14 protein-coding genes are annotated in these 13,227 nt (G+C 67.9%); 6 read left to right on the top strand and 8 right to left on the bottom strand.

The genetic code is table 11. The features are described 5' to 3' along the window. Positions 1 to 16: 16 nt before the first annotated feature. On the top strand, positions 17 to 895 hold the full coding sequence (locus NI1_RS22485) for an SGNH/GDSL hydrolase family protein (protein WP_067824342.1): 879 nt from the start codon (positions 17 to 19) through the stop codon (positions 893 to 895). 13 nt (positions 896 to 908) lie between these two features. On the opposite strand, the gene NI1_RS22480 is transcribed toward NI1_RS22485, so the two are convergent. The 7 genes from NI1_RS22480 to NI1_RS22450 all read right to left on the bottom strand — a co-directional run bounded on the left by NI1_RS22480 (position 909) and on the right by NI1_RS22450 (position 7,049). After that, the gene (locus NI1_RS22480) at positions 909 to 1,856 is read right to left on the bottom strand and encodes a DUF4862 family protein (RefSeq protein WP_067824341.1); all 948 of its coding nucleotides are present in this window, start codon (positions 1,854 to 1,856) and stop codon (positions 909 to 911) included. Further along, positions 1,853 to 2,560, bottom strand: coding sequence for a fumarylacetoacetate hydrolase family protein (locus NI1_RS22475; RefSeq protein WP_067824339.1), 708 nt, complete (start codon positions 2,558 to 2,560; stop codon positions 1,853 to 1,855). The genes NI1_RS22480 and NI1_RS22475 overlap by 4 nt, the downstream gene beginning before the upstream one ends. Before the next feature lie 7 nt (positions 2,561 to 2,567). Then, the gene (locus NI1_RS22470) at positions 2,568 to 3,317 is read right to left on the bottom strand and encodes an amino acid ABC transporter ATP-binding protein (RefSeq protein WP_067824338.1); all 750 of its coding nucleotides are present in this window, start codon (positions 3,315 to 3,317) and stop codon (positions 2,568 to 2,570) included. Further along, a complete protein-coding gene (locus tag NI1_RS22465; RefSeq protein WP_067824421.1) occupies positions 3,314 to 4,012 on the bottom strand; it encodes an amino acid ABC transporter permease in 699 nt (232 codons plus the stop codon). Before NI1_RS22465 ends, NI1_RS22470 begins: the two co-directional genes overlap by 4 nt. An 11-nt stretch (positions 4,013 to 4,023) precedes the next feature. Beyond that, positions 4,024 to 4,812 carry a transporter substrate-binding domain-containing protein gene (locus NI1_RS22460; protein WP_067824336.1) on the bottom strand — a complete coding sequence of 263 codons (789 nt, stop codon included), beginning with the start codon at positions 4,810 to 4,812 and terminating at the stop codon, positions 4,024 to 4,026. 123 nt (positions 4,813 to 4,935) lie between these two features. Continuing rightward, positions 4,936 to 6,396, bottom strand: a complete 1,461-nt coding sequence (locus NI1_RS22455; RefSeq protein ID WP_218026804.1) for an amidase — start codon at positions 6,394 to 6,396, stop codon at positions 4,936 to 4,938. Further along, the gene (locus NI1_RS22450) at positions 6,393 to 7,049 is read right to left on the bottom strand and encodes a GntR family transcriptional regulator (RefSeq protein ID WP_067824334.1); all 657 of its coding nucleotides are present in this window, start codon (positions 7,047 to 7,049) and stop codon (positions 6,393 to 6,395) included. The genes NI1_RS22455 and NI1_RS22450 overlap by 4 nt, the downstream gene beginning before the upstream one ends. Before the next feature lie 81 nt (positions 7,050 to 7,130). Here NI1_RS22450 and NI1_RS22445 point away from each other — a divergent pair, with 81 nt between their 5' ends. The 3 genes from NI1_RS22445 (at position 7,131) to NI1_RS40150 (ending at position 9,581) form a co-directional block, all read left to right on the top strand. Next, a complete protein-coding gene (locus NI1_RS22445) occupies positions 7,131 to 8,150 on the top strand; it encodes a bile acid:sodium symporter family protein (protein WP_157535266.1) in 1,020 nt (339 codons plus the stop codon). A gap of 94 nt (positions 8,151 to 8,244) precedes the next feature. Beyond that, entirely contained in the window at positions 8,245 to 8,637 is a 393-nt protein-coding gene (locus tag NI1_RS22440) for a hypothetical protein (RefSeq protein ID WP_067824332.1), read from the top strand. A 152-nt stretch (positions 8,638 to 8,789) separates the two neighbouring features. After that, positions 8,790 to 9,581, top strand: coding sequence for a DUF6319 family protein (locus NI1_RS40150; protein ID WP_369690152.1), 792 nt, complete (start codon positions 8,790 to 8,792; stop codon positions 9,579 to 9,581). 145 nt (positions 9,582 to 9,726) lie between these two features. Here the strand turns inward: NI1_RS40150 and NI1_RS22430 are convergent, their stop codons facing one another. Continuing rightward, on the bottom strand, positions 9,727 to 11,244 hold the full coding sequence (locus NI1_RS22430) for a GGDEF domain-containing protein (RefSeq protein WP_245663360.1): 1,518 nt from the start codon (positions 11,242 to 11,244) through the stop codon (positions 9,727 to 9,729). 321 nt (positions 11,245 to 11,565) lie between these two features. Here NI1_RS22430 and galK point away from each other — a divergent pair, with 321 nt between their 5' ends. Together galK and NI1_RS22420 are read left to right on the top strand one after the other, a co-directional pair. Then, positions 11,566 to 12,678 carry a galactokinase gene (galK, locus tag NI1_RS22425; protein ID WP_245663359.1) on the top strand — a complete coding sequence of 371 codons (1,113 nt, stop codon included), beginning with the start codon at positions 11,566 to 11,568 and terminating at the stop codon, positions 12,676 to 12,678. 96 nt (positions 12,679 to 12,774) lie between these two features. Beyond that, positions 12,775 to 13,206: a group II truncated hemoglobin gene (locus NI1_RS22420; RefSeq protein ID WP_067824326.1), complete on the top strand. Its 432-nt coding sequence runs from the start codon at positions 12,775 to 12,777 to the stop codon at positions 13,204 to 13,206. Positions 13,207 to 13,227: the final 21 nt, after the last annotated feature.

The raw sequence follows: 13,227 nt of genomic DNA, 5'->3' as shown, positions 1-13,227 counted from the left end.
GCCGAGGGGAGACACCATGAAGTTCTCACGCGCACTACTCACCGCCACCGCCCTGGCCGCGATCCTGCCCGGCACCGCCACCGCCGAACAGCCCACCTACTCCGAATACGTGGCGCTGGGCGATTCCTGGGCCGCCGACGCCACTCTCAGCCAGATCACGACGGCCTTCACCCCTCTGCACTGCGTGCAGAGCGCCGGCAATTACGCCAAGCAGGTGGCGGCCGCCCTTGCGGTCCCCACCTTCCGCGACGCCACCTGCGGCGGTGCGGAGACGAAGAACATGACCGCCCCGCAATCCACCGCACTGGGCACCAACGCACCCCAGTTCGACCGCCTCACCCCCACCACCGATCTGGTGACGCTCGAGATCGGCGGCAACGACGCGGGTCTGGCCGAACTCGTCATGCACTGCGTGACAACCGATCCCACCGCCTCCCCGTGCGTGGACGCCATGGTCTCCGACGGCCAGGACAAGATGACCGCCGCCATCGCCGTCGCCGAAACCCGGGTCCGCACCGTCGTCGCCGGCATCCGCGAACGCTCACCGCAGGCCCGCGTGCTGCTGCTCGACTACTTCGAGGGCATCGGCCTCGACGGCGGCTGCTTCACCCAGATCCCCATCTCCGATACCGACGCGATCTGGCTGGGCCACAAGCTCATCGAACTGCACGACATGCTCGCCCGGGTCGCGGCAGCCACCGGCGTCGATTTCGTGAACACCTATGACGGCAGTTCCGGCCACGACGCCTGCCAGCCCGCGGGCACCCGCTGGGTGGAGGGCCTGGTCCCGTACTCCAGCAACCCGGTCGGCTTGGCCGTGCCCTTCCATCCCAATCAGCTCGGTGCCGACTACCAGGCGAGCAAGGTGCTCGAGGTCCTGCGCGCCGCCGACTGACCGCCGCGCCCGATCAGGCGGCGGCGAAGGCGGAGTGCAGGGCGTTCAGTGACCGGGTCACGGTCGCCAGCCGGACGGCGGGCGACGCGTGGCGGGGCGCGGAGACCTTGAGGCCGTGCAGGATCGGGCCGGGGCCCGCGGCGCGCAGTGTGGCGGCTATCCAGTCCGGGGTGAGCAGGGATTCGGGACAGACGGGGGCGGGCGGCAGATGACAGTCGTCCCAGCCCGCGCCGTGCGCAGTGGCGACGGGGGCGCATCCCGAGAAGGTCAGCCCCGCCAGGACGCCGGCCGCACGAGCTCTGAGCACATGGCCGATTCCACCTGCGGCACTGCGCTGTTCGAGCGCGGAGCGTCCCCAGTTCACCAGCAGGCCGATCGGGATCGGGGTGTGCGCGTTGGCCTCGGTGATGGCCGCCAGTTCGCTGCCGAGCGGCAGGAAGCCTTTGACGGCGGGCCGGTTGCGGATCGGGGCGTCGCAGTGTTCGAGCAGGAGTCGCGCTCCGTCCCACTCCCATTCGGCGATCTCGCGCAGGGAGGCGGCCAGCGCGGAGCCGGAACCGTATCCGGTGCGCAGGCGGGGAGCGCTGTAGACGGTGACGGCGAGCACGGCTTGCCGGGCGGTCAGATCGTTGAGGCGGCGCACCGTTTCGGCGACCCGCACCAGCCGGGTGACGGCCGTGCGGCGACGCCATTCGTCGGTGGAGGCGAGCCCGAAAGCGGGGTCGTGCTGGACCCGCGCCATGGTGTCGGGGATGGTGGTGAGGGTGCAGGAGAGGCCGGAACCGGCCCGGCGGAACCAGGATTCGGTATGCGGGTCCAGTCGTCCGGGAAACGGGAGCTCCAGCCCGCCCACACCGGGTAGCGCGGCGATCCCGTCGAGGAACCGCGCGTGGGTGCCGTGGTCCCAGCCGGTGGATGGCACGGCGTTGTAGGCGCTGACGATCCACTCCGGCGAATTCATCGGGCCACCACGGGATTACGGAGCACGCCCAGGCCGGTTCCGCAGATCTCGACGATGTCGCCGGGGCGCAGGCGGAGGGCTTCGTCGGCAGCCACGGGGGTGCCGGTGAGGATCACATCCCCGGGATACAACGTCATGAAATTCGCGCAGAACAGCACCAATTCGGGTATCGAGAACACCAGCTGGGCGGTGCTCGCCTGCTGCACGACCCGCTCGTTCACCCGGGTGGTGAGTTCGAGGGCGCGCAGGTCCGGCAGTTCGTCCAGGGTGACCAGCTCCGGGCCGAGCGGGCAGAAGCCGTCCAGGCTCTTACCTCGGGTGGACTGCCCGTCGGCGGCTTGCAGATCCCGGGCGGAGACGTCGTTCGCCAGGCAGATTCCGGCCAGTGCGTCGAGGGCCTGCTGTTCGGTGCGCAGGCCGCGGGCGCGCTCCCCGACGACCAGGGCCAGTTCGCCCTCGCAGACGACTTGCTCCGACAGCCTGGGATCGACCACGATCGGCGCGCCGTCACCGGTCACGCACCCCGGAAACTTGCCGAATATCAGTGGAATTCGCGTCTCCGGCCGAGCCCGGGGCGTGGCATCGGGCCGATAGTTCTCCCCGATGCCGATGAGCGAACCGGGCAGCCGCACCCCCGCCGGCAGCAGCGGGCTGCTCGCCGCCGGACGGCCCGGCCCCTCGAATCGCAGTGCGTGGCGTGTCACGAAAACCTCAGTGGCTCAGGCGGGCCGCGTACGACACCAGCCGGGGATGGGCGAAGACCTCGTCGGGACTGCCTTCGGCGACGATGCCGCCGTGCTCCATGAAGATGACCCGGTCGGCGACCTCGCGCGCGAACTTCATCTCGTGCGTGACCACCACCATGGTCATGCCCGACCGGGCCAGGCTGGTCATGATCTCCAGCACCTCGTTGACCAGCTCCGGATCCAGCGCCGAGGTCGGTTCGTCGAAGAGAATCGCCTTGGGCTCCATCATCAATGCCCGGCAGATGGCCACCCGCTGCTGCTGTCCGCCGGAGAGATCGGATGGATAGGCGTGCGCCTTCTCCGCCAACCCGACCGACCGCAGCTTCTCCAGCGCGCGTTCGGCGGCATCCCGCCCGGCCTGCCGGTTCACCACCGTCGGCCCTTCCAGCAGATTGCCGAGCACCGTGCGATGCGGCCACAGATTGAATTGCTGGAACACCATGGCGATCTCACGCCGCAGCCAGGTGAGCCGGAACTGATCCAGCAGCCCGAGCTTGCCGCGCTTGTTCGGGGTGTAGGCGACCTCGCGCCCGCCGATCTCGATCCGCCCGGCATCGGGCACCTCGAGCATATTGAGGCAGCGCAGCAGCGTGCTCTTCCCGGACCCGCTGGGCCCGATGATCGCCACCACCTCGCCGCCGCGCACCTTCAGGCTGAGATCACGGAAAACCATCTTGTCCCCATAGCTTTTCGTCAATCCGGTCACGGTGATCATGCTGTGGCTCCCGCGGTGCGCAGCGAGGCGGCCGTGCCCATGCGGCGGCCGGTACGACGTTCGACGATCATCTGCAATCCCATGAGCAGGCTGGTCAGCGCCAGATACAGCGCCGCTACCACGCCCAGGGTCTCGGTGACGTTGTAGGTGGCGTTGTACGCCTTCTGGCCCGCCAGCATCAGATCGGGCACGGTGATCACCGAGACCTGGGCTGATTCCTTCAGCATGATCACGCAGTTGTTGATGTAGGGCGGCGTCATGAGCCGCACCGCCTCCGGCACCACCACGCGCCGGAACTTCTGGAACGGATTCATGCCGATCGATTCGGCGGCCTCCAGATGCCCGGGTGACACCGCCCGCAGCCCCGCCCGGATGATCTCGGAGAAGAACGAGGCCGAGTTCAGGCTCATGGCGATGAGCCCGGCCGTGAAGGCGTCGAAGACGAGCCCGAACGGCTGGGTGTAATAGAAGAAGAACAGCGACAGCATGAGCGGCAGCCCACGGAAGAACCACACGTACGCCCCCGCGGTCAGGCGCAGCGCCCGGAAGCGCGAGAGCCGGGCCGCCGCGACGAGATAGCCGAGCACGGTGGCGCAGACGATGGCCGCCAGCACGATGGTGAGGGTGGTGCGCGCCCCCTCGAGGAAGATCGGCAGGTATTCCCTTGCGATCGAACCGGTTTCGTAGGTTCCCATGGGCCCGCCCGTCACGCCTTCGGCAGATCGATGGTGTAGCCGAACCACTTCTGCTGGAGCTTGGCGATGGTGCCGTCGGCCCACATGGCGCCGATCGCCTTGTCGAACTTGGGTTTCAGCGTGGTGTCGGTCTTGGCGAAGCCCACCCCGGCGGGCATCAGGTTGAAGATCTGCCCGACGGTGTGCAGGTCACCGCCCTTGGGTGAGGTCTTGACGTAGTCGTCGGCGGCGATCCGCCCGGCGGCGAAGACGTCGATGCGCCCGGCCGACACGTCGGCGAACCCTTCCGGCGCGCCCGGATACTCCTTGAGTTCGGTGTAACCGCCGACCTTTTCGATGGCGGTCTGGGTGGCGGAGCCGCCGATGACGCCGACCTTCAGCCCATCGAGCTTGGTGATATCGCTGACCTTGGCGCTGCCGGTCTTGCTGACGGCGATGGTGCCGTCGGCCAGATACGGGTCGGAGAAGGTGATGGACTGTTTGCGCTGATCGGTCATCAGCAGCCCGGACATGACGGCATCGAACTTGCCGGCGTTCAGACCCGGCAGCAGGCCGGAGAGCTGCCCGGAGACGAATTCGACGCGCACCCCGAGGCGTTGGGCGATCTCCTTGCCCATATCGATATCGAAGCCGGTGAGTTCACCGCCTTCGGAATAGGTGATCGGCTTGTAGGTGCCGCTGGTGGCGATGACCAGTTTGTCCTTCTCGCCGGCGGGCTTGGATCCGCCGCAGGCGGTGACGGCGACCGCCAGGGCGGCCAGCGCGACCGCCGCGGCGGCCTTCTTCTTCCAACGGAACATCCGCTACTCCAGTGGATCTCGTGAGTTCTGACGAGAGTGAAGGTATTGAGCGGTTGTGACGGGGGAAGACGCCGGAGATGTCCGGATTGTAAAATTGTCTTCTGTAGACAATCTTACGAAAAGTCAGGCGGGGGCGAGGCTTTCGAGCAGCTCAGCGGCGTCCAGGGCGAACTCGTCCCGGCCGGGAGCGGCGACCACCTGAACCGAGAGCGGCAGTCCTTCGGCGGAACGGCCGAGTGGAATCGACACTGCCGGAGCGCCGGTCAGCGAGACGGCGCGGCACTGGCCCATCAGCTCCCAGCCCTCGAGCAGCCGCCCGTCCACCTCGAGGCGGCCGTCGGGATCGCAGGCGGGGCCACCGGCGACCGGCAGCAACACGATGTCGGCGCGTTCGAAAACGGTGAGGGCCTCGGTTTGTGCATGCTCGGCTTCGATTCGCGCCGTGCGGGTTTCGGCTGCGGTGGCGCGCAGTGAATCGGCGAAGGTGCGGCGATTGGCGGCGGTGACCAGGTCCTCGCTACCGGCGATGGCGGCGAGGTGATCGTGCAGCGGGTCGACCGCGCGGAGCCGGTTGTAGGCGTCGAGGCAGTCGAATACCCGTGGCTCGTTCGTGACGGCGTGACCGCGCTCCGCGAGCCGCGTCGCGAGATCGGCGAGCAGCGCGGTGATTTCGGCGCGCACCGGTCCGAGATGCGCGCCGTCGCTCCACACCACGCGCAGTCTGCCGATACGCCGCTCGGTGGCGGACGGTGCGGGACCGGCCGCAAAGCCCGGTGGGGGACCGGCCGTCAAGCCTGGTAGGGGACTGGCCGTCAGGTCCGGCGGGGGACCGGCCATCAAACGGAGGGTGAGCCGTAGATCGCGCACCGAACGCGCGAGGGGGCCGGGAGTCTGTAACCAGCCCTGCATGCCGCCTGGACGCGCCGTCGGATCGGAGCCTGAATCGCCTGCGGTGCCCGGCAATTGGCCCTGTGCGGGCAGTCGCCCGGCCGTCGGACGCAGTGCGGTGATGCCTACGCACTGCGCGGGCCAGCGCAGCGAGCCGCCGAAGTCGGTTCCGACGCCCAGCGCGGAGACGCCTGCCGCCAGCGCCGCGGCCTCGCCGCCGCTCGACCCGCCGGGGGAGTGGGTGGGAAAGCGGGGATTTCGCGTGCGTCCCACCAATGGACTGTCGCAGGTGACGCCGAACGCGAACTCAGGGCAGTTGGTCTTGCCCAGCAGTACGGCGTCGGCGGCCAGCAGGCGCGCGACGACCGGTGCGGTCACGGTGGCGATATTGCCGGACAAGGCTTTACATGCCGCGGTGGCGGGCAACCCGGCGACCGCCAGGACATCCTTGACGGTGATCGGAACCCCGGCCAGCGCCCCGAGTTCCTCTCCACGGGAGCGCTTTTCGTCGATGCGCCTAGCGACCGCTTCCGCACCCGTCCAATCCGCGGTGACGAAGATATTCCAGTCCGGATCGTCGGCCCCGCGGGCCAGGGCGAGCACCTCGGCGGCGGTGATCTCGCCTCCCCGCACCGCCGCCGCGAGTGCGGTCGCATCCGGCATCCCGGAATTCAACAGGCCGAGCAGCGAAGTCACGAACGCTCGCCTCCGGGCCGGTTCAGGTAGTCCCGTTCGCCGTGCTCGGAGAATTCCTTGACGATCAGTTCCCGATCCCCGGATCGCAGTCCCTCGAGCAGCCGCTCGTGCCGCTCACATCCGCGCAGCAGATCACCCGCCGACTTGGCCTCGGTGAGCACATTGGCGGCCATGCACAACTGCATCTGCCCCATCAATGCCCGATACGCCGCACTGAGCCGCTTGTGCCCGCACGCCCCGATCACCGCGAGATGGAAGTCGATATTGCACTGGATCACCTCGGCGTGGTCGCGCTTCTTGGCCGCCCGCCGCATCCGCTTCATGATCTCGTCCAGGGGATCGAACCGCGCCGGATCGTAATCGGCCAGGATGAGTTCGAGCGCGAACCGTTCCAGCGCATGCCGCAGGCTGTAGATCTCGTCGACATCGGCGGCGCTCATCTCCACCACCCGGTATCCGCGTCGCGGCGTCTGCTCCAACAGCCCTTCGCTTTCCAGAATGCGCAGCGCCTCCCGCAGCGGCGGCCGGCTGATCTGGAGTTTCTCCGCCAGCGGCGGTTCCGAAACCCGGCTGCCGGGTGCGAGCTGACCGGTGACGATGAGCCGCCGGACGTCCGCCGCCGCCAATGACACGAGACTCTCCTGAACCACCATGCGCCCCAGCCTAACTGTCTACAGAAGTCAGAATTCGGTTGTCGCACAGGCTTTACAGCGCGGTAATCTCGCTCGGCCAAATTGTCTACAGTAGACTTTCCCCCGATCGAAGCGGTGATCCCGATCCTGCAAAAACGCCTGCGCGCCCCCAATCTGCCCGGCTGGCTCGACCCCTTCGTCGCGCTGCTCATGCTCACCCTGCTGGTGGCCGCGCTGCTGCCCCCGACCGGCTACGCCGCGACGGCGCTCGGCGAGATACGCGGCATCGTCATCGCGGTGGTGTTCTTCTCCGCCGGACTGCGGCTCTCCCCGGCCGCCACCTGGGCGGGCCTGAAGGCGTGGCGGCTGCACACCGCCACCCTGGCCATGACCTTCGTGATCTTCCCGGCCGTCGCAGCGCTTTTCGCGTGGACGGTGACGCCGTGGGTGAGCCGGGATCTGATCACCGGCCTGCTCTTCCTGGGCGCGCTGCCCTCGGTGGTGCAGACCTCGGTGGCCTTCACCTCGGTGGCCCGGGGCAATACCGCCGCGGCGGTCTGTGCTGCCTCGCTCTCCAGCCTGGCCGGGGTGGTGGTGACGCCGCTGCTGGTGCTGGCGCTGATCGGCTCCTACGCCGGTATCGGGCTCGGGCAGTTCGGGCAGGTGGCCGTGCAATTGCTGCTGCCCTTCGCGCTGGGCCAGCTACTGCACGCCCGGCTCGCGGAATGGGCTGGGCGGCACGCCTTCACGCTGCGCTGGATCGATCGCGGCTCGGTGCTGATGATCGTGTACTCCGCGTTCGGCGGCGCGGTCGCGGGCGGAGTCTGGCATCGGCTGCCGGCCGCGCAATTGCTGCTGGTGGCGGTGCTCTGCGCGGCGCTGCTGGCAATCGCGCTGGCGCTCACCAGCTTCGGCGGGCGGGCACTGGGCCTGGAACCGGGTGACCGTGCCGTGCTGGTGTTCTGCGGTTCGGAGAAGAGCCTGACCATCGGATTGCCCATGTCGGCCATCCTGTTCACCGGTCCGCTGGCCGGCGTGGTGATCATTCCGGTCATCGTCTACCACCAGTTACAGCTCATCGTCTGCTCCGTCGTCGCCCGACACGCAGATCGGGTTATCTGACGACACGCCGTGACCCTCAGGTAGTGTGCCTCCCGCAGCTATTCAGCGGCAATGTGGTGCGGGGGCGGGAGTGCACGGTGGAAAGGGAGATTCGATGATCGCCCCTCTGCTGAGGTTGGTCGGCGTGGTGTCCGGTGGTGTCGCGGTACTCACCGGCTGTACCCAGTCGGGTGAGACCGCCGCGGAATCGCAGATTCGCGTGACCGATATGTCCGAGATGCAGCGCAGCGCCTTCGTGACCGCCTGTGACGGAACGGCGGCGGGCTGGCAGGCCACCGCGGTGGTGAGCAATCGCGATCAGGTCGAGCACCGGTACCTCGTGGTGATCAGTTTCCTGACCCCCGAGTCGACGACCTTGGAGCGCACCAGCACCGAGATCACGGTGGGCCCGAATGCCACCCAGGACTTCACCACCGAGACCAAGCTGGATCCGGTGACCCGTCCGCAATCGGTGCACTGCGTGCTGCGCGGCGTCGAGCAGCTGTAGGAAAATTGCGCGGCGGGGGCGGGCAGGGCCTACGATCGGAGCCGCCGCCATGCTCGGTGGGCCGCATGAATCGGAAGTGCTGAACGTTCGCTGACCAGTGCGGCGGTGGGGGTGCGAAATCTTCGGATGTGGATTTGTCGGTGCCATGGTGCATGCTCTTGGCACGCAGATGTCCAGCCGTCCGCCCGGAGAGCCCCATGTCGTCCCGTAGCACCAAAGCACAGCCCTTGTCGGAGACCGAGATTCGGCAGATAGCCGATCAGATCGACGCTGGCCGCCCGCCTATGGTGTGGTTCACGGCGTCGGCGGTCGGCGTGCCGGAAGGCCGTTCCGGAAAGGTGATCTCGCTCGGTGATCCATCCGAGGGAGATTTCCTTCAGGTCAAGCCGACCGGTTCGAAAGACGTACTGTCCTTCGGTCCCACCGAGGTGACCTTGACCAAACCGGCCCGCAAGGACGCGGCCGCCGGAGCGAAACCGAAATCGGCAACCAGGAAGGACTCCACCGTGACGATGCCGTCGCCCGCCACGCCTGTCACCCCGCCGAGCGCGCCGGTCACGCCGCCCGCGCCGAAAGCCGAAGCGCCGCAGCCCGCCAGCGCCCCCGCCCCGGCCGCCAAGCCCGCCGGTGGCACGCCCGCGCCGGCCCGCAAGCCGGCCGCCGCCGCCGCGAAGAAGGCGAAGGCCCCCGAGGTGACGGTCACCCTGCTCGGCACCGCCGACGGTGAGTGGACCGTGGAAGTGGTGGCGGGTAAGAAGCGCAGCAAGGGCCTGCCGGTGCCGAGTTCCGCTGTGTCGCAAGCCGCCAAGCTGCTGCACGAGGAAGTCGCCGAAGTAGTGGACGGCGTACTGGAGTCGGTGCGCGCCTCGCAGCGCGCCAAGGTCGAGGCCCTCCAGGCCGAATTGGAGAACGCCCGTCGGCTACTCGACGAACTCGCCGGCTAGCTAGCTGTCCCCCTTCGTCATTCCGGTTAACCCCCTTTGTTATTCCGGCATGCTTTTGGCCGGAATCTCACTGCTACAAGTGAGATCCCGGCCAAAAGCGCGCCGGGATGACGGGGGTGAGGCCGGGATGACGAGGCTTGGTAACTCACACCGCGGATTCGCGCTGCCAGGGTTGCGACCCGCTCTTCGGGTGCCCCGGGCGCAGATCATCGTGGAAGATGTATCCGAGCGAGTATTCCTTCGCGTGGTACATGGCCGAATCCGCTTCGCGCAGTAGCTCGTACACGGTGGTCTCCCCGCCCCGCGGTCCACTGCAAGCGATTCCGATACTGGCCGCGATCCGCACCTCGGCCGCACTCAGCTCGAACGGTTCACCGAGTGTCGCCAGCAGCCGCTCGGCCAGCAGCACCGCCTGCTGCCGCGCCAGTGGCGCCAGCACCACGAATTCGTCTCCGCCGTACCGCGCGGCCGCGTCGTCGCGCCGGATGATGCGCCGGATCCGCGCCGCCGCATTGGCGATCAACTCGTCACCCACCGCGTGCCCGTAGTTGTCATTGACCCGCTTGAATCCGTCAAGGTCTATGAACAACAAGGCAAGTGGCTGCCCGCCCCACTTCTCCCGATTACGATGCAACGCCCGCAGCAGAGCGGCGCGGTTCAGCAGTCCGGTCAGCATGTCGTGGTCGGCCTGATACTGCGCGCGCCGTTCGCTGCGGGCGCTGCGTTCGATGGCGCGCTCGCTACGTAGCAGCACCCCCGCTAGTAGTAGCGCGAAGAGCGACGAAACCACCACGCGGTCGATCAGATCCAGACTCGACCCGACCACCGGCACCAGCGCCGCCACGATCATCACGATCGCGATGATGCTGGCCCGCTGCCGCGACCGATGCGCGTGAATATCGCGATGCCCGCCCAGCACCACCATGCTCGGATGCAGCGCCGCCGCCCCGATCAGCGTGTACGCCAACTGCAAAGGCATCAGCAGCACCTGCCGGCTCAGGTCGGCCGAGCCCGCCGTCTCCAGGTTGTAGCCGATATCCCCGGCCAGAATGACCAGCATGGCTAGGTACACCAGCCGCACCGCCGTCTCCGACCGCGCGGAGGTCACCACCGAATGCACCACCACGGTGAGCAGGAAGGCATCCACGATGGGGTAGGTCACGGCGGTCACGGTGGCGAGATTGAAGCCGGACGCCTTGTGCAGGATGGGGGAGATGAGGAAGGTCCACGACACCAGCGCCGCGCCCAGGCCGATGAGCCCGGAGTCCAGCAGCAGATCGTGGTCGGTGCTGTTCTGCCGCGGCCGCAGCCACAAGACCGCGGCCGCGCCGATACAGCAGTAACCGCTGAGGGTGAACAGATCGTCGAACGGATGATGCTGCCAGTCGGTGAGATCACGCAGCGCGGTGCCGATGGTGAACTGCACCGCCGAGGCCGAGAGCAGATGCCAGGGCAGCGGATGGCGCGGGCGATGCTGGCGGGTGCCGACGCCGATCATGAACAGGCTGATGGTGACCGAGGTGACGAGAGTGGCCAGTGCCAGGGGGCGGGAGTCGACGACCAGCGGCAGCGCGAGAATGAGCAGCCCGCAGAGGAACAACATGGTGCGCCAGCAGAATCGGAACCGCCGCACAGACGGACCGGTCGGTTCTACGTCTGTCACTACCAGCCCCCCTTGTCCGCTCCATCCCCAGGAACCGTGCCACCTTCGGTCTTGCGCACCCGAAATCACCGTGTCCACGAGAGCCGGCTCAGAGGGACACCGGTGAATCGCGAACCGAGTGTTGCTGTACGAGCATAGGACCCAGCCGACGGCGGCAGAACGGCTGCCGTCGAGATCTGGGAAACCGAGTCGATCATGACACGAAACGCGAGATTTCGTAGCGGAGTTCACCGATCCCGAAGGTTCTCGTTTCGCGAGACTCGCTATGCTGCCTGCGAATCGAACCGTACGGCCTGCATGATCGTCTGGACAGGAGCAACGGTGGTATGCACGACGGGGCGCTGGTACGCGCCGGGCCGGGTCAATCTGATCGGCGAGCACACCGATTACAACGACGGCTACGTGCTGCCGCTGGCGGTGCCACTGGGTGTGACCTGCACCGTCACCGCCCGATCGGATGAGATGGTGCGGTTGCGATCTCACCAGGCGCCCGGCGACGCGGTGAGCGAGACCCTGGAGGCGCTGACCGCGGGCGGCTGGTCGGAACTGCCCGGCTGGTCGCACTATCCGCTCGGCGTGATCCGGGAATTCGAGCGCCGCGGTCACGAGATCACCGGTCTGGAACTCGAACTGGACGGCACCGTCCCGATGGGCGCGGGCCTGTCGTCCTCGGCCGCGGTGTGCTGTTCGGTGGCGGTCGCGCTGCGAGATCTCTTCGCACCCGAGCTGTCCGCCGACGAGATCATCGATATCGCCCGCGCCGCCGAGAACGTCTACGTGGGTGTGCCGACCGGCGTGCTCGATCAGTCGGCGTCGATGCTCTGCACCGCCGGACATGTGCTGTTCCTGGACGTGCGCAGCGGCGGCCGGGTGCAGATCCCGTTCGAGCTGGAGCGCTTCGACCTCGAACTGCTGGTGATCGACACCGGCAGCCCGCACCGCCTGGTGGACGGCGAGTACGCGCGGCGCAGAACCGAAACCGCTGCCGCCGCCGCACAATTGGGCGTCCCATCGCTGCGTGATGTCACCGAGCCGGAGGCGGTGGAGGCGCTCGCCGATCCGGTGCTGCGGCGCCGCGCCCGGCACGTGGTCACCGAGAACGCACGCGTGCTCGAGGTTGCCACGCAATTGCTCACCGGTGCGGACCCGCGCGCCATCGGCCCGATCCTGACCGCCGGGCATCGCTCCCTCCGCGACGACTACGAGGTCTCCGCACCCCAGCTCGACACCGCCGTGGCGAGTGCCCTGGCCGCCGGAGCCCATGGCGCGCGCCTGGTGGGCGGTGGTTTCGGCGGCAGCGCCATCGCACTGGTGGATCGCGGGCGCACCGGTGCGATCGGCTCGGCGGTGCGAGAAGCCTTCGCCGACAGTGATTTCCATCCGCCGCGCACCTTCGCCGTCACGCCCGCGGCGGGGGCGCGCCGGCTCGATTGATCGTTTTCCTTCGCCGGAAAGACGGACGAACAGCCCATGATCGGCCTAGCCTGGATACGCAACGATCCACTCGCACACCAGGAATGAGCGCGAGCCATGGAAAGTCTGTACGAGTTCGCCGGCGGTGACGAAGCCTTGCACCGGCTGGAGGAGATCTTCTACGACAAGGCACTCGCCGACCCGGTGCTGCGCGAGGTGTTCCCGGTCCGGCAGCCCACCCACGTCGACCATCTGACCTGGTTCACCGCCGAATCCTTCGGTGGCCCCGCCCGTTTCACCCGCGAGCTGGGCTTCGCCTACATCATCGACGCCCATCGCGGCCTGCGGATCACCGACGCCCAGCGGCTCCGCTTCGTCGAGGTCTACCTGGAATCCCTGGATGCGGCCGGGCTACCCGCCGACGAGAAATTCCGAGCCGCCGTCCGCGAGCACGTCGAGTTCGGCGCGCGGGTCGCCCAGCAGAATTCACATGCCGAAACCGACGCCGACCTGCACCCATTGCGCGAAGTCCCGCACTGGACCTGGTAATCGCGGCGGACACGCCCGCCG

This window comes from Nocardia inohanensis NBRC 100128 (assembly GCF_001612945.1).
GTDB lineage: Bacteria > Actinomycetota > Actinomycetes > Mycobacteriales > Mycobacteriaceae > Nocardia > Nocardia inohanensis.
This window is presented reverse-complemented; position numbering and strand designations above follow the sequence as displayed.